At 63.4% G+C, this 14,671-nt stretch carries 20 protein-coding genes; 17 read left to right on the forward strand and 3 right to left on the reverse strand.

Annotated elements, in window-relative coordinates; genetic code table 11:
- Window positions 1–89: 89 nt before the first annotated feature.
- The 13 genes from ACFFUC_RS18620 (at window position 90) to ACFFUC_RS18680 (ending at window position 8,863) form a co-directional block, all read left to right on the forward strand.
- Entirely contained in the window at window positions 90–944 is an 855-nt protein-coding gene (locus tag ACFFUC_RS18620; protein ID WP_377688422.1) for an HpcH/HpaI aldolase/citrate lyase family protein, read from the forward strand.
- Window positions 945–986: 42 nt separating this feature from the next.
- The gene (locus ACFFUC_RS18625) at window positions 987–1,538 is read left to right on the forward strand and encodes an NnrU family protein (protein ID WP_377688423.1); all 552 of its coding nucleotides are present in this window, start codon (window positions 987–989) and stop codon (window positions 1,536–1,538) included.
- A 1-nt stretch (window position 1,539) separates the two neighbouring features.
- Window positions 1,540–1,746 (forward strand): DUF1737 domain-containing protein, encoded by a 207-nt coding sequence (locus tag ACFFUC_RS18630; RefSeq protein WP_377688424.1) that lies wholly within the window; start codon window positions 1,540–1,542, stop codon window positions 1,744–1,746.
- A gap of 15 nt (window positions 1,747–1,761) precedes the next feature.
- Complete coding sequence (locus ACFFUC_RS18635; RefSeq protein WP_377688425.1) at window positions 1,762–2,796, forward strand: MaoC family dehydratase; 1,035 nt, start codon at window positions 1,762–1,764, stop codon at window positions 2,794–2,796.
- On the forward strand, window positions 2,793–3,554 hold the full coding sequence (locus tag ACFFUC_RS18640; RefSeq protein WP_377688426.1) for a DUF4344 domain-containing metallopeptidase: 762 nt from the start codon (window positions 2,793–2,795) through the stop codon (window positions 3,552–3,554). Before ACFFUC_RS18635 ends, ACFFUC_RS18640 begins: the two co-directional genes overlap by 4 nt.
- 185 nt (window positions 3,555–3,739) lie before the next feature.
- Complete coding sequence (gene sdhC / locus ACFFUC_RS18645; protein ID WP_377688427.1) at window positions 3,740–4,132, forward strand: succinate dehydrogenase, cytochrome b556 subunit; 393 nt, start codon at window positions 3,740–3,742, stop codon at window positions 4,130–4,132.
- 10 nt (window positions 4,133–4,142) lie between these two features.
- On the forward strand, window positions 4,143–4,532 hold the full coding sequence (gene sdhD / locus ACFFUC_RS18650; protein WP_377688428.1) for a succinate dehydrogenase, hydrophobic membrane anchor protein: 390 nt from the start codon (window positions 4,143–4,145) through the stop codon (window positions 4,530–4,532).
- An 8-nt stretch (window positions 4,533–4,540) separates the two neighbouring features.
- Window positions 4,541–6,343: a succinate dehydrogenase flavoprotein subunit gene (gene sdhA, locus ACFFUC_RS18655; protein WP_377688429.1), complete on the forward strand. Its 1,803-nt coding sequence runs from the start codon at window positions 4,541–4,543 to the stop codon at window positions 6,341–6,343.
- Window positions 6,343–6,720, forward strand: a complete 378-nt coding sequence (locus tag ACFFUC_RS18660) for a hypothetical protein (RefSeq protein ID WP_377688430.1) — start codon at window positions 6,343–6,345, stop codon at window positions 6,718–6,720. The genes sdhA and ACFFUC_RS18660 overlap by 1 nt, the downstream gene beginning before the upstream one ends.
- A 37-nt stretch (window positions 6,721–6,757) precedes the next feature.
- Window positions 6,758–7,045 (forward strand): hypothetical protein, encoded by a 288-nt coding sequence (locus ACFFUC_RS18665; RefSeq protein WP_377688431.1) that lies wholly within the window; start codon window positions 6,758–6,760, stop codon window positions 7,043–7,045.
- Complete coding sequence (locus ACFFUC_RS18670) at window positions 7,030–7,758, forward strand: hypothetical protein (protein WP_377688432.1); 729 nt, start codon at window positions 7,030–7,032, stop codon at window positions 7,756–7,758. Before ACFFUC_RS18665 ends, ACFFUC_RS18670 begins: the two co-directional genes overlap by 16 nt.
- 18 nt (window positions 7,759–7,776) lie before the next feature.
- Window positions 7,777–8,556 carry a succinate dehydrogenase iron-sulfur subunit gene (locus ACFFUC_RS18675; RefSeq protein ID WP_377688433.1) on the forward strand — a complete coding sequence of 260 codons (780 nt, stop codon included), beginning with the start codon at window positions 7,777–7,779 and terminating at the stop codon, window positions 8,554–8,556.
- Window positions 8,557–8,695: 139 nt separating this feature from the next.
- A complete protein-coding gene (locus ACFFUC_RS18680) occupies window positions 8,696–8,863 on the forward strand; it encodes a hypothetical protein (protein ID WP_377688434.1) in 168 nt (55 codons plus the stop codon).
- Window positions 8,864–8,944: 81 nt separating this feature from the next.
- Here ACFFUC_RS18680 and ACFFUC_RS18685 read toward each other — a convergent pair whose 3' ends face one another.
- Window positions 8,945–9,637 (reverse strand): metal-dependent hydrolase, encoded by a 693-nt coding sequence (locus ACFFUC_RS18685; RefSeq protein WP_377688435.1) that lies wholly within the window; start codon window positions 9,635–9,637, stop codon window positions 8,945–8,947.
- Between the two features lie 25 nt (window positions 9,638–9,662).
- A complete protein-coding gene (locus ACFFUC_RS18690) occupies window positions 9,663–10,583 on the reverse strand; it encodes an AEC family transporter (protein ID WP_377688436.1) in 921 nt (306 codons plus the stop codon).
- Window positions 10,584–10,741: 158 nt separating this feature from the next.
- Between ACFFUC_RS18690 and gatC the strand changes: the two genes are divergently transcribed.
- The 4 genes from gatC to ACFFUC_RS18710 are packed head-to-tail and all read left to right on the forward strand — an operon-like array spanning window position 10,742 to window position 13,757.
- Window positions 10,742–11,029 carry an Asp-tRNA(Asn)/Glu-tRNA(Gln) amidotransferase subunit GatC gene (gene gatC / locus ACFFUC_RS18695; protein WP_377688437.1) on the forward strand — a complete coding sequence of 96 codons (288 nt, stop codon included), beginning with the start codon at window positions 10,742–10,744 and terminating at the stop codon, window positions 11,027–11,029.
- The gene (gene gatA, locus ACFFUC_RS18700; protein WP_377688438.1) at window positions 11,026–12,507 is read left to right on the forward strand and encodes an Asp-tRNA(Asn)/Glu-tRNA(Gln) amidotransferase subunit GatA; all 1,482 of its coding nucleotides are present in this window, start codon (window positions 11,026–11,028) and stop codon (window positions 12,505–12,507) included. Before gatC ends, gatA begins: the two co-directional genes overlap by 4 nt.
- Window positions 12,508–12,552: 45 nt before the next feature.
- The gene (locus ACFFUC_RS18705) at window positions 12,553–13,125 is read left to right on the forward strand and encodes a hypothetical protein (RefSeq protein ID WP_377688439.1); all 573 of its coding nucleotides are present in this window, start codon (window positions 12,553–12,555) and stop codon (window positions 13,123–13,125) included.
- Window positions 13,122–13,757 carry an N-acetylmuramoyl-L-alanine amidase gene (locus ACFFUC_RS18710; RefSeq protein ID WP_377688440.1) on the forward strand — a complete coding sequence of 212 codons (636 nt, stop codon included), beginning with the start codon at window positions 13,122–13,124 and terminating at the stop codon, window positions 13,755–13,757. The genes ACFFUC_RS18705 and ACFFUC_RS18710 overlap by 4 nt, the downstream gene beginning before the upstream one ends.
- Window positions 13,758–13,803: 46 nt before the next feature.
- On the opposite strand, the gene ACFFUC_RS18715 is transcribed toward ACFFUC_RS18710, so the two are convergent.
- Window positions 13,804–14,580 (reverse strand): 23S rRNA (adenine(2030)-N(6))-methyltransferase RlmJ, encoded by a 777-nt coding sequence (locus ACFFUC_RS18715; RefSeq protein WP_377688441.1) that lies wholly within the window; start codon window positions 14,578–14,580, stop codon window positions 13,804–13,806.
- Window positions 14,581–14,671 lie beyond the last annotated feature (91 nt).

The raw sequence follows: 14,671 nt of genomic DNA on the forward strand, positions 1-14,671 counted from the left end.
CAAAATTTGCCGCAATGCAGCAAATTTGATCTTGCCATTTGCATCACAACAGGCCAGCTTCACGCAACATTATTGCTTGGAGGCCTGCCGTGACCCGCCCCTACCGCTCTGTTCTCTATATTCCCGCCGCCAACCAGCGCGCGATGGAAAAGGCGCAAACGCTTGCTGCCGATGCGATCATCTTCGATCTCGAGGATGCGGTCGCGCCGGCCGAGAAGCCCGCCTCGCGCGCGCTTCTGGCCGAGGCCTTGGCAGGCGATTACGGCAAGCGCGCCAAGATCGTGCGCATCAACGGCTTCGACACCGAATGGGGCGAGGATGACGCGCGCGCCTATGCCGCGAGCCTTTCCAAACATGCAGATGCGGTGCTGATCCCCAAGGTGAGCCGGCCCGAAGATCTCGACCGCGTTGCCGCACTGATCCCCGACGCGCCGCTTTGGGCGATGATGGAGACGGCGCAGGGCATGCTGAATGCCGGCGCCATTGCCGCCCATCCGCGCCTTCAGGGCATGGTCATGGGCACCAACGATCTGGCGAAGGAGTTGGGGGCGCGCTTTCGCGCCGACCGACTGCCGATGCAGGCGGGGTTGGGGCTTTGCCTGCTGGCGGCGAAAGCGCATGGGAAGACGATCATCGACGGCGTCTTCAACGCCTTCAAGGACGACGAGGGGCTGCGTTTCGAATCCGCCCAGGGCCGCGATATGGGCTTTGACGGCAAGACGCTCATCCATCCCGCGCAACTCGCCATCGCCAACGAAATCTTCGCGCCCTCCGATGACGAGGTCGCGCTTTCGCGCCGCCAGATCGAAGCCTATGAAGCCGCCATCGCCGAGGGCAAGGCCGTGGCCGTGGTCGACGGCCGCATTGTCGAGAACCTCCACGTCGAGACCGCCCGCGCTACCTTGTCGCGCGCACAGGCGATTGCCGATCTCGCCGTCGGGTGACAAGCTGGAGGGGATCAACATCCAGCCGAAAGGACAAGCCATATGCTGATCCTCGTAATCGGTGTGGCGCTTTGGTGGGCGGCACATTTCTTCAAACGGGTCGCGCCCGAACCGCGCGCGGCCTTGGGCGACAAGGGCAAAGGCATCGTCGCCGTGCTGCTGGTCCTGTCGGTGATCTTGATGGTGGTGGGCTACCGCATGGCGGACGGCCCCTTCTGGTGGGGGCCTTCGCCCGCGCTCAAGGGGATCAACAACCTGCTGATGCTTGCGGCGCTGTGGTTCTTTGCCGCCGACGGGATGAAATCGAACCTCGTCCGCCGCATCCGCAACCCGCAGCTCACGGGCTTCTCGCTCTGGGCCGTGGCGCATCTGCTGGTGAACGGCGATCTGCCGTCCTTCGTGCTCTTCGGCGGCCTTCTGGTCTGGGCCGTGGTCGAGATGATGGTGCTGAACCGTGCCGGCCCCGCCTGGTCGCGCTCGACGCAGCCCGTCATCTGGCGCAAAGAGGGCATGGTCCTGCTCGCCGCATTCGTCACGATGGTCGTCATCGGGCTGATCCACGGCTGGCTGGGCTATAACCCGTTCGGAGGCTGACATGTCGAAAATCTACCGTTTACTGACCGAAGACGACACTTCGGAATTTTGCCACAAAGTCTCGCTGGCCCTGTCCAAGGGCTGGGAGCTTTACGGCAGCCCCTCGATCTCCTTCGATGCGGCGCGCGGCGTGATGCGCTGCGCGCAGGCCGTCACCAAGGATGTCGAGGCCGATTACCACCCCGATATGAAATTGGGGCAGCAATAGAGCTAAAGGGATCAGATGAGCAAAACCAACCCGGGCCGTTTCTTCGAAGATTACCGTATCGGCGAAATCATTCCCCATGCCGTGCCGCGCACGGTCTCGGGGGGCGAGAGAGCGCTTTACCACGCGCTCTATCCGGCCCGGCATGCTCTGCATTCCAGCGACGAATTCGCCCGCGCCTGCGGGCTGGACGGATCGCCGATGGATGACCTGATCGCCTTTCATCTGGTCTTCGGCAAGACCGTGCCGGACATCAGCCTGAATGCCGTCGCCAACCTCGGCTATGCCGAGGGGCGCTGGCACCGGCCGGTCTGGGCGGGCGATACGCTGCGCGCCGAATCCGAGGTGATCGGCCTCAAGGAGAATTCGAGCGGTACCTCGGGTGTGGTCTGGGTGCGCACGCGCGGCCTGAACCAGAACGACGAGCTGGTGCTGGACTATGTCCGCTGGGTCATGGTGCGCAAAGGCCGCCCCGATGCGCCCGCACCCGCGACCGTGGTACCCGATCTCGCCAAGGCGGTCGCGCCGGCCGATCTGGTCGTGCCTGAAGGCCTTGATTTCACCGGTTATGACTCCGGACTGGCCGGCGAGCGCTACCGCATGGGCGATTATGCCATCGGCGAGATCATCGACCATGTCGACGGCGTCACGATCGAAGAGGCCGAGCATATGCTGGCGACGCGCCTGTGGCAAAATACCGCGAAAGTCCATTTCGACGCGACTTTCCGCCCCGACGGCAAGCGTCTGATCTATGGCGGCCATATCATCTCGATCGCGCGGGCGCTGACTTTCAACGGTCTCGCCAATGCCCAGATCATGGCGGCGCTGAACGGCGGCGCCCATGCCAATCCCTGTTTCGCCGGCGATACGGTGCGCGCCTTCACCGAGGTGCTCGATCTCGCCGAGACGCCTGCGCCGGGGGTGGCCGCGATCCGTTTGCGCACCGTGGCGCATAAATCCGGCGAGCGTGATCACAAAATTAAGGATCAGGATGGTAAGTATCTGCCCGATATCCTTCTGGACCTCGATTATTGGGCATTTTTACCGCAATGATTCGATTGCTCTTGCTGGCCTGCATGACTGCGGCTCCGGTTTTTGCCGGTTCCGCGGATCAGGCGGGCTATTTCGACGATTCCACCTCGGGAGGGCACGACCTTTTCGTCGAGGCCAATCTTGTCGGCACCTTCTACCACGAGCTGGGCCATGCCCTGATCGATACAATGGATCTTCCGGTCCTCGGCCGCGAGGAAGATGCGGCCGATACCCTGTCCGTCCTTCTGATCGACGAGATCTGGGAGCCGGAATCCGCCCTCGCCATCGCGCAGGGGACGGCCGTGGCATGGATGCTTTCGGCCGCCGAGGCCGAAGAGGAAGATCCCGCCTTTTGGGATGTCCACGGACATGATTTGCAGCGTTATTACAATACGGTTTGCCTGTGGTACGGCGGCGATCCCGACAATCGCGGCGATTTCGCAACGGAATTCGAACTGCCGCCCGAACGCGCCGAAACCTGCTCCGAGGAGTTCGATCAGGCCTGGAGCAGCTGGTTCGCCTATCTCGACGAGGCGGTCGAAGGCGCGCCGGGCAAGGCCCTGAGCTTCGTCGGAGAGACGGCCGACCCCGCATCGCGCATCATCGCCGAAGAGGTTCGCAGCGTGAACGCATTGCTCGCCCTGCCGGTCGACATCACCGTCTCGGTGGAGCAATGCGGGGAGGCCAATGCCTTCTACGACCCGGCAGAAAAACATATCGAAATCTGTCAGGAATACGGCGACTGGCTGAGCGCGACTGCCGTGCAGGTCGATCTGTGATCACGAGGCCGGATCGTGTGATCACAAAAGGGCAAAAAGCCCCGTTCCGGTGAAATTGTACCCGTTCCGGTGATGACACCTGCAACAAAAGAGCTAGAACCGAGTTGAATTTTCAGCCAGCCCTCACCGCCAGCTGGGCGCACCAGCCGGATAGCAGGGCCTGAGGCAAAGCAGGAGAGCGCAATATGGCCGACGTCAACCGGGGTAACCGGCCGCTGTCCCCACACTTGCAGGTCTATCGCCTTCCCATCGCGGCGATCACCTCGATCATGACCCGTATCACCGGCCATGCGCTGGTGGCGGGGATCTTGTTGCTGGTCTGGTGGCTTGCCGCCGCGGTGACCTCGGATGCGGCTTTCGCCTGCGCCGATTGGGTCGTCCGCTCGTGGATCGGCTTCATCGTCCTGACGGGTTCGATGTGGGCGCTGTGGTACCATCTTCTCGCGGGCATCCGCCACCTGTTCTACGACGCAGGCATGGGGCTCGAGATCGAATCCGCGCGCAAGTCCAGCGTCGCGATCATTGCGGGTTCGGTGGTGCTGGCGCTGCTGACCCTCATCATCTTCTTTGCGTTCTGAGGGGGAAAACATGCGTTACATCACTCCGCGCAAAGCCGCCGTCGGCATGGGTGCTTCGGGCACCGGCACCGCAGACCACTGGTTCCTGACCGTGACCGCCGTGGCGCTGACCATCCTGACGCCTCTGTTCATGATCATCGTCGCCAAAGCGATCGGCCTGCCGCGCGAAGGCGTGGTGGCCTATTTCGGGCGCCCGATCCCCGCAGTCATCACCGCTTTGTTCATCATTGTCGGCATGCTGCATTTCATCCGCGGCACGCGCATCATGATCGAGGATTACCTTGATCACGGCGCACGCAAAGCCGCGATCATCTTCTCGGTAGTTTTCAGCTGGGCGGTCATCGCCTTTGCTGTCTATGCACTCGCCCGCATGGGTCTGGGTGCGCTCGTTCTGGTCTGAGGTCCGCTATGGCTGCTTATCCTTACGTAACGCATGATTATGACGTGGTCGTGGTGGGTGCCGGCGGTGCGGGCCTGCGCGCGACGCTCGGCATGGCCGAACAGGGCCTGCGCACGGCTTGCGTGACCAAGGTTTTCCCGACCCGTTCGCATACCGTTGCCGCGCAGGGCGGCATCGCCGCCTCACTGTCCAACATGGGCCCCGACAACTGGCAGTGGCATATGTATGATACGGTCAAGGGCTCGGACTGGCTCGGCGATACCGATGCGATGGAATATCTCGCGCGCGAAGCCCCCAAGGCGGTCTACGAGCTCGAGCATTACGGCGTGCCGTTTTCGCGCACCGAAGAGGGCAAGATCTACCAGCGCCCCTTCGGCGGCCATACGACCGAATTCGGCGAGGGCCCGCCGGTGCAGCGCACCTGTGCTGCTGCCGACCGCACCGGCCACGCGATCCTGCACACGCTTTACGGGCAGTCGCTGAAGGAAAAAGCCGAATTCTTCATCGAATATTTCGCGCTTGATCTGATCATCACCGACGGCAAATGCACCGGCGTCGTCTGCTGGAAGCTCGACGACGGCACCATCCATGTCTTCAACGCGAAGATGGTGGTTCTGGCGACCGGCGGCTACGGCCGCGCCTATTTCAGCGCGACCTCGGCCCATACCTGCACCGGCGACGGTGGCGGCATGGTGGCCCGCGCGGGTCTGCCGCTGCAGGATATGGAATTCGTGCAGTTCCACCCGACCGGCATTTATGGTTCGGGCTGCCTCATCACCGAAGGCGCGCGCGGCGAAGGTGGTTACCTCACCAACTCCGAGGGCGAGCGCTTCATGGAGCGTTATGCCCCGACCTACAAAGACCTCGCCTCGCGCGACGTGGTTTCGCGTTGCATGACGATCGAGATCCGCGAAGGGCGCGGTGTGGGCGAGCACAAGGACCACATCTTCCTCAACCTGATGCACTTGCCGCCGGAAACCCTGCACGAGCGTCTGCCCGGCATTTCGGAATCCGCGCGCATCTTCGCCGGCGTCGACGTGACGCGCGAGCCGATCCCCGTCATCCCGACGGTCCATTACAACATGGGCGGCATTCCGACCAACTATTGGGGTGAAGTTCTCAATCCGACCGAGGAAAAGCCCGATGCGACCTTCCCGGGCCTGATGGCCGTGGGCGAGGCCGGTTGCGCCTCGGTCCATGGTGCGAACCGTCTGGGTTCGAACTCGCTGATCGACCTCGTGGTCTTCGGCCGCGCGGCCGCGATCCGTGCCGGTCAGGTTGTCGACCGCAATGCGCCGGTCCCCGCGACCAATGTGGCGCAGGTCGAAAAGGCGCTGGAGCGTTTCGATGCCCTGCGCAACGCCAACGGCTCGACCTCGACCGCAGAGCTGCGTCTTGAAATGCAAAAGACGATGCAGGCCGATGCGGCCGTCTTCCGCACCGACAAGACCCTGGCCGACGGCGTCGAGCGCATGAAGGTCATCGCCGCGAAAATGGCCGATATCAAGGTCACCGACCGCAGCCTGATCTGGAACAGCGACCTGATGGAAACGCTGGAGTTGACCAACCTGATGCCGAGCGCGCTGACCACGATCGTCGCCGCCGAGGCACGCAAGGAAAGCCGCGGCGCCCATGCCCATGAAGACTGGCCTGAGCGGGACGACGCCAACTGGCGCAAGCACTCCCTTGCATGGGTCGAGGGCAACGAGGTTAAACTGGCCTATCGGCCCGTCCACCTCGAGCCTCTGACCACGCAAGAAGAGGGCGGGATCGATCTGAAAAAGATCGCACCTAAAGCGAGGGTTTATTGATGCGTCTTCGTCTTCCTCTGGTTCTCTCGGCCGCGGCGCTCGCGCTGTCGGGCTGCGTTGTGCAGAACCCCAATGCGCTGCCGCCGCTGCCTCCGGCAACGGCTACGCCGGTTGCTCCGGTCGTTCCGGGGGCTGCAGCGCAATCCTCGGCACGTCTCGCGATCAACCGCGAAATGGCGCGCCGTCTGCCTGGCGCCAATGTCGCGCCCTATACCGATTGCGTCGTCAACAACGCGACCGGGGCGGAAATGGCCGATATCGGTCGCCTGAGCGCGGCCGGCTCGAACATCAGCGATGCGGTTGCCGCCGTTGTCGCCCGTCCGGCAACGACCCAATGCATCGCCGGCGCGGCTTCGGCCGCTCGGGCGACGGCCTAAGATGCGGCGGGGCGGGATCCTCGCGGTGGCGGCAGGCATGACCCTTTTGGGTCTTGCCGGCTGTACGCCTGCGCCCGTCCCTGTCGAGCAGGCCGAAAAGATCTGTCTCGGCGCCGCCTATGAAAGCAGCGCCGGCCCCAAGACCGAAGTGGGCTTTGGTGTCGGCAATCACGGGTTCCGCGGCGGTTATGTCTCGGTGGGCATGAGTGCCGACCAGCTCATGGGCCGCGATCCCGCCGAGGTTTTCGCCCGCTGCGTGATGAAACGCTCGGGCCAGATGCCGCAGCGCCCGCTTTACGACCAGCCCGGGTGGGCAAGCCGGTGATCCGCGCCCATCTCGCCACTTTTCCGCCGCGCCGCCGGATCCTGCGCAAGGTCGTCGATGCGATTCTGCCGCAGGTCGACCACCTTTTCGTTGTGCTCAACGATTACGACGAGGTGCCGGGCTATCTGGCCAAAGACGAGCGGGTCACGGCTGTCATCCCCGATCGCGACGTGAAGGATGCGGGCAAGTTCTGGTTCGCGCCCGAACCCGACGATATCGTCTTCACCATCGACGACGATATCGGCTATCCCGCCGATTACGTTGCCCGCACCATTGCCCAGGCCGAAGCCCTCGGCTGGGAGGGCAATGTTTTCGGCTATCAGGGCAATAGCTGGACCCGCCCCGAGGGTTGGAGCAACCATCTCTTTTTCGAAGCGCTTGATCACGTCAAAGGCTATTCCGTGATCGGCACCGGCACGCTTTGCGCCAAAGGGGCCGCGATCGCGCCCTTGGCCGAGATCGAGCCGCTGGCGGGCGCTTGCGACATCGCCTACGGGCGCTGGATCCGGTCGCGCGACATCTTGCCTTGGGGGCTGCCGCGCGCCGCGAACTGGCTGGCCAAGGCATTGCCGCAAAACCTGCGCGCCTCGTCGCTCTTTGCGACCGTCCACCGCAAAAACCTGCCCGAAAACCTCGAAGTTTTCCGGTCATTCGCATTCGATTGGCCGCATGCCAACCTCAGTTATGACGCATACCGCCGTCCGGCGGTTTGACCACCAGGAGAAACCCCAATGGTCCAGTTCAATCTTCCCAAGAACTCCCGCATCCGGGTCGGCAAGACCTGGCCCAAGCCGGAAGGTGCGAAGAACATCAAGAAGTTCAACATCTACCGTTGGGATCCCGATACCGGCGAGAATCCGCGGCTGGACACCTATTTCCTCGATCTCGACAAGACCGGTCCGATGATGCTGGATGCGCTCATCAAGATCAAAAACGAGATCGACCCGACGCTGACCTTCCGCCGCTCCTGCCGCGAGGGGATTTGCGGCTCCTGCGCGATGAACATCGGTGGCGGCAACCATCTGGCCTGCATCTTCGGCATCGACGAAGTCAAAGGCGATGTGAACATCTATCCGCTGCCGCATATGCCGGTGGTCAAGGACCTCATCCCCGACCTGACGCATTTCTATGCGCAGCACGCCTCGGTGAACCCCTATCTCGTGACCGACACGCCGCGTCCCGACAAGGAATGGCGCCAGTCGATCGAGGACCGCAAGAAGCTCGACGGGCTTTATGAATGCATCCTTTGCGCCTCCTGCTCGACGTCTTGCCCGAGCTATTGGTGGAACGGCGACAAATACCTCGGGCCGGCGGCTTTGCTGCAGGCTTACCGCTGGATCATCGATTCGCGCGACGAGGCGACCGGAGAGCGTCTGGATGCGCTTGAAGATCCGTTCAAACTCTATCGTTGCCATACGATCATGAACTGCACCAACACCTGCCCGAAGGGGTTGAACCCCGCCAAGGCGATCGCCTCGATCAAGCACATGATGGTCGATCGCGTCGTCTAAGGGGCGCAGCATTGCACGGGGATCAGGGCTGCCATGCCCTGATTTTCCGCTTTACGCCGCGTCGCAGCGCTAGATTTTTCTGCGGCGCGGCATTATCTTTGTTGCATGGGAGAACAGAGTTCCAGCGACGGAGAAGACAATGGCAAATTTCATCAATTCTGCCGAGATCGCGGGTAAAATCGCAGGCGCGAAGCCTGTTTCCCCGAAAGCCGATCATGCAGCCGATGCCGTGATCGAACAGATGTACGGCTACTTCAGCTTCGAGCCTATGCCGCTCGAGGCAGAGGAGATGCTTCAGGCCGCCTGATCCGCGCGGCCTTGAGAGCAGGAATCAAAAACGGCGCAGCCCATGAGGCTGCGCCGTTTTCTTTTTGCCTGCACCGCAGCCTTACAGCGAGATCGCCACCATGACCTCGGGCTCGATCACGTTGACGCCCGGCAGGCCCGCTTTCAGCGGTTCGGCGTCCTGCGCCAGAAGCGGGAAGGTCTTGTAATGGCAGGGCACGACCGTCTTGAAATTGAAGTATTTCTTCGCGGCCCAGGCGGCGCGTTTCATATCCATCGTGAAATGGCCGCCGGCGCTCAGGATCCCGATGTCGGGATTATGATATTCGCCCATCCAGCCCATGTCGGCCATGATGTCGGTATCGCCCGAGACATAGATCACATGGCCTTCGCCCGCGATCATGTAACCCGATTCATGCCCTGCATAGACCGGCCCGTCCGCCCCCTCGAGCGAGGAGGAATGGCTCGCGTTCACCATCGTCACCTCGGCCCCGCCCAGATTGACCGTACCGCCCTTGTTGAAGCCGATGCCCTCGACCGCCTGATGCGTCGTCCAGGTCGAGATCAGGTCGTAAATTCCCACGACCGGAATTTTCAACGCCCGCGCAATCGCCAAAGTATCGCCGGTGTGATCGCCGTGGCCGTGGGTGATCAGGATATGGGTCGCGCCGTCCAGCGCCTCGTCGCGGCGGTCTTCGGGAAAGACGGGGTTCCCCGACAACCAGGGATCGATCAGGATGACCGCCTGTTCAATTTCCAGTCGAAAGCCCGAATGGCCAAACCAGGTCAGTTTCATCAGATGCTCCTGTCGGTGATACGCGTTACGTCAAAAGGGAAAGGATAAACGGGATGCTGAGCAGCGCGAGCACAGTCTGCCAAGTCAGGATATCGGCGTAAAGATCGGCATCACCGCCCATCTGGCGCGCGACCAGATAGCCGTTTGCGGCGGTCGGGACCGCACATGCGAGAACGCCCGCGACCACCAGTTCGGGGGCAAGGCCCATCCAGCGGGCGACCAGCCAGAACAGGCAGGGCATGGCGATCAGCCGCAAAGTCACGGCGGCGATCAGGGGCAAGGACAGCGACCAAAGCCGGTCGATCTGGATCCCTGCGCCGACGATGATCAGGCTGACCGGAATGGCCGCTGCTCCGATCGAGCCGAGCGCGTTGTCGGCCGCGCGTGGCAGGGGGATGCCTCCGAGATTGAGGGCCAGCCCCGCCGCGCAGCCCGGAATGATCGGTTTGCTCAGAATGGCTTTGATCATGCCGAAAATTCCGGCTTTGCCGCTGCCCCAGATCGACATGACCAGCACGTTGACGACATTGACCACGGGAATCAGGAAAGCCATCGCGACCGAGATCAGCCCGATGCCCTTCGGTCCGGTCAGCTGGGTCGCCAGCGCCAGCGCGATGAAGGCATTCCAGCGGGTGACGGTCTGGAACAGGGTGGTAAAGCGCGGATCGGGCAGCGCGAGGATGCGGCGCAGGGCCAGAACCACCAGCGCCGCGGCGGCAGTCGTCAGCAGCAGCGCCGTGCCGAAGGGGCCGATGCGCGACCAGCCCAGATCGGCGTGATAGACCGAAACCAGCATGATCGCGGGAAAAAGAACGCGGTAGCAAAAGATCTCGACCCCTTGCCACAGCGAAGCGGGCACGATGCCGCTACGGCGCGCGCCATAGCCGATCAGGACGGTCAATGCGACGGGAAGGACGGCGGGCAGGGCGGCAAAGGTGGCTGGCATGGCGGCAAACTGCGCCGTGGAAAAGGGGAGGTCAATCGGGCGCGGTCAAATCGCGGGCACGAGCGCCTCTCATTCGCGCATGCCCGCCGGAAAGCCCCGCAAGTGCTTGCCCCGCAACGCTGCGGACGATAAACCGGCCCCAAGCGAAAGGAACCATCATGGCGATCACTCAGGATGAAGCCCGCAAGGTCGCGCATCTGTCACGCATTGCGGTCGATGAAGCAGACCTGCCCGCGCTGGCGGAGGGGCTGAACGGCATTCTCCACTTCATGGAGCAGCTCAACGAGGTCGATGTCGAAGGCATCGAGCCGATGACCGGCGTCGAGCCGATGCGCCTCAAGCGGCGCAAGGATGTCGTCACCGACGGCGAAATGCAGCAGCAAATCCTCGCCAATGCGCCCGATGCGCGCGAGGGCTTTTTCGCAGTGCCGAAGGTGGTGGAATGACCGATCTGAACAAACTGACCATCGCCGAGGCCCGCGACCGTCTGCGCGCCCGCGAGATCACCGCCGTCGAGCTGACCGACGCCTGCCTCGGCGCGATTGACGCGGCCGATGCGTTGAACGCCTATGTCCACAAAACGCCCGAGATTGCGCGTTCGATGGCAGCCGCCGCCGATGCCCGTCTGGCTGCGGGCGATGCGCCCGCGATGTGCGGCATTCCGGTCGGCATCAAGGACCTTTTCTGCACCAAAGGCGTGCCCTCGCAGGCCGCCAGCGCGATCCTCGAAGGCTTCAAGCCCGAATATGAATCGACCGTGACCCAGAACCTGTGGGATGCGGGCGCGGTCATGCTCGGCAAGCTGAACATGGACGAATTCGCTATGGGCTCGTCGAACGAGACCAGCGTCTACGGCAAGGCGATCAACCCGTGGAAGGTCGATGCGCGCGATCTGACGCCGGGCGGTTCCTCGGGCGGCTCGGCTGCTGCCGTTGCGGCAGACCTCTGCCTTGCTGCGACCGGCACCGATACCGGCGGCTCGATCCGCCAGCCCGCGGCTTTCACCGGCACGGTTGGCCTGAAACCGACCTATGGCCGCGTCAGCCGTTGGGGCACAATCGCTTTCGCAAGCTCGCTTGATCAGGCGGGCCCGATGACGAAAACCGTGCGTGACGCCGCGATCATGCTGGGTGCGATCGCATCAGTCGACGACAAGGATTCGACCAGCGCCGACCGCGCCATCCCCGATTACGAGGCGGCCATCACCGGAGACATCCGTGGCAAGAAGATCGGCATTCCGCGCGAATACCGCATGGACGGCATGTCGGATGAAATCGACGCCTTGTGGCGTCAGGCGGCGGAGATGCTGCGCGATGCGGGTGCCGAGATCGTCGATATCTCGTTGCCCCATACCAAATACGCGCTGCCCGCCTATTACGTCATCGCGCCGGCCGAGGCTTCCTCGAACCTCGCGCGCTATGACGGCGTGCGCTTTGGTCACCGTGCGAAACTTGCGGCCGGCGACGGGATCGACCAGATGTACGCGCGCACCCGCGCCGAGGGCTTCGGCTCCGAAGTGCAGCGCCGCGTCATGATCGGGACCTATGTGCTGTCGGCAGGCTTCTATGACGCCTATTACAACCGCGCCCGCCGCGTCCGCGCCCTGATCAAACGCGACTTCGATCAGGCCTATGCGAGCGGGATCGATGCGATCCTGACGCCTGCAACCCCTTCGGCCGCTTTCGGTTTGGGCGAGATGGCGGGCAAGGATCCGGTCGAGATGTATCTCAACGACGTCTTCACGGTCACGGTGAACCTTGCCGGTTTGCCGGGGATTTCGGTCCCCGTCGGCACGGATGCGCAGGGCCTGCCGCTCGGCATGCAGCTGATCGGGCGTCCGTGGGAAGAGGGCGCGTTGTTGAACCTTGCGCAGACCCTCGAAAATGCGGCAGGCTTTGTCTCGAAGCCGGATCGCTGGTGGTAAACGGTAAGCGGACGTAAACGAGCGGCGCAAACAAGGGACGTGAACATGCGGAAACTGGTGATCCTCGCGGTGCTGGGCCTTGCGGCCTGCAACGAAAACGCGGGCTGGAACCCCAACTATACGATGAACAACACGCCCTATGGCGACTACCAGCGCGCGCGCGAAACCGCGCTCGTGACCGATACCGCCCCGCCGCGCATCATTCCGGTGCAGCTGCCCGCCAAGGCGCCGACGCCCGAGGAAATCTCGGGCAAACGCACCGAGACGAAAGCTTTGGTCACGACCAGCGTGGTGGCGGTGAAGCCTTCCGACGTGAAGGTCTCGACTGCAGCCCGCGCGACGGCGAGCGCGGGCGGCTATGCCGGTTCGGTGCCGGTTCTGGTACGCTTTGCCCAGACCGAAAAGCACAACCCCGGCACGGTGGTCTATCCGCGTACCGGCGCCAATGCTTCGGCGGCCGAACGCAGCTGCCGCGGCTTTGCCTCGGCGGATGCGGCGCAAACCGCTTTCCTCGCGGCGGGCGGGCCGGTGATCGACCCGCGCGGGCTTGATCCGGATGGCGACGGCTTCGTTTGCGGCTGGGACCCGCGTCCCTTGCGCACCAATTCGGGGCTTTGAGCTTTCCCTCACCCAATCACGGCGAGCGTCGGGGCGGGCAACGCCCCGAGCTGATCGTGATCCATTATACCGGCATGGCGGATGCGGCTTCGGCGCGCTGCCGCCTTTGCGACCCCGAGGCGGAGGTCTCGGCCCATTGGCTTTTGCATGAAAACGGCTTTGCCGAGGCGCTGGTCCCCGAAGACCGCCGCGCCTGGCATGCCGGTGCGGGCTCATGGCTTGGTCGCGACGATGTCAATTCGCGCTCGATCGGGATCGAGATCGTCAACCCCGGCAACCGGCCCTTTCCCGAGGCGCAGATGCGCGGGTTGGAGCGGCTTCTTGCAGAAATCATGAGCCTTTGGCAGATCCCGCCGCAAGCGGTGATCGGCCATTCCGATATGGCACCGGGCCGCAAAATCGACCCCGGCCCGCGCTTCGACTGGCGTCGCCTCGCGCTGCAGGGGCTTTCGGTCTGGCCCGGGGATTCGGGTGCCGACCTGCCTCTGGCTGCGAGCCTCGATGCGATCGGTTATCCGGCGGATGCGGCCCCCGAGGATCGCCTTCAGGCCTTCCGCCTGCGTTTCCGCCCTTGGGCCACAGGCCCCGAAGACGAAACCGACCGCCGCCTCGCAGCCGCCGTCCCGCGCTAAGCGCCTTTCTTCATCACGAAAATACCCGAAAACCGGCCGCGCCGCCTTAAAGCGGCGCGAAAATCTTGTCGAGACGCGCGGTCTCGGCCTCGATTCCATAGGGCGGGTTCACCACGAACATCCCCGATCCGATCATGCCGTGACCCTCGCGGGCGGGGCGGAAATGGACCTCGTGGCGCAAAGCCTCGGGGAAACGCTCCTGCAGGGCGTGCATCATCGGCCCGTGCCGCCCGTCGAGCAGCAGCGGATACCACAGTGCGATGATGCCGACGTTCCACTTCTTCGCGATCTTCGCGATGAAGGGCGGGAGGCTTTCGTAATCGGCTTTGACCTCGAAGCTCGGATCGATCAGCAGCATGCCCCGACGCGGCGTCGGCGGGCACAGGGCATTGGCCATCGCGAAACCGTCCTGATGATGCAGTTTCGAGAAAAGCACGACATGCTCCAGTGCCGCGATCTCGGTCGGATGCAGCTCGGCGAGATGGAGGCTGTCGTCCTGGCGCAGCAGGGCTTCGGCAATCAGCGGCGATCCGGGATAGGCATCGGGGCCGTAAAAACTGCGCACAACCTCAAGCGCGCGCAACAGCGGATGGCCTTGCGGCAGCCAGCCCTCGGCCAAGGCACGGGTGATGCCCGCTTCGGCCTCGCCGGTCTTGCGCGCGGCATCGCCGCCCAGATCGTAAAGGCCGCGCCCCGAATGGGTTTCCATATAGGTCAGCGGTTTGGGCTTGGCGGTCAGGTAATCCAGCATCCATGCGAGCAACGCATGTTTGTGGAGATCGGCCAGATTCCCGGCATGAAAGGCGTGCTGATAGGACAACATGGGACGCGCTTAAACCGGATTGGCGGAAATGAAAAGCGGCGGCGCCCAGGGAGGAGGAGGGGCGCCGCCGCATTAACATCGCCCAGGGAGG

Source organism: Paracoccus cavernae (assembly GCF_042430175.1).
GTDB lineage: Bacteria > Pseudomonadota > Alphaproteobacteria > Rhodobacterales > Rhodobacteraceae > Paracoccus > Paracoccus cavernae.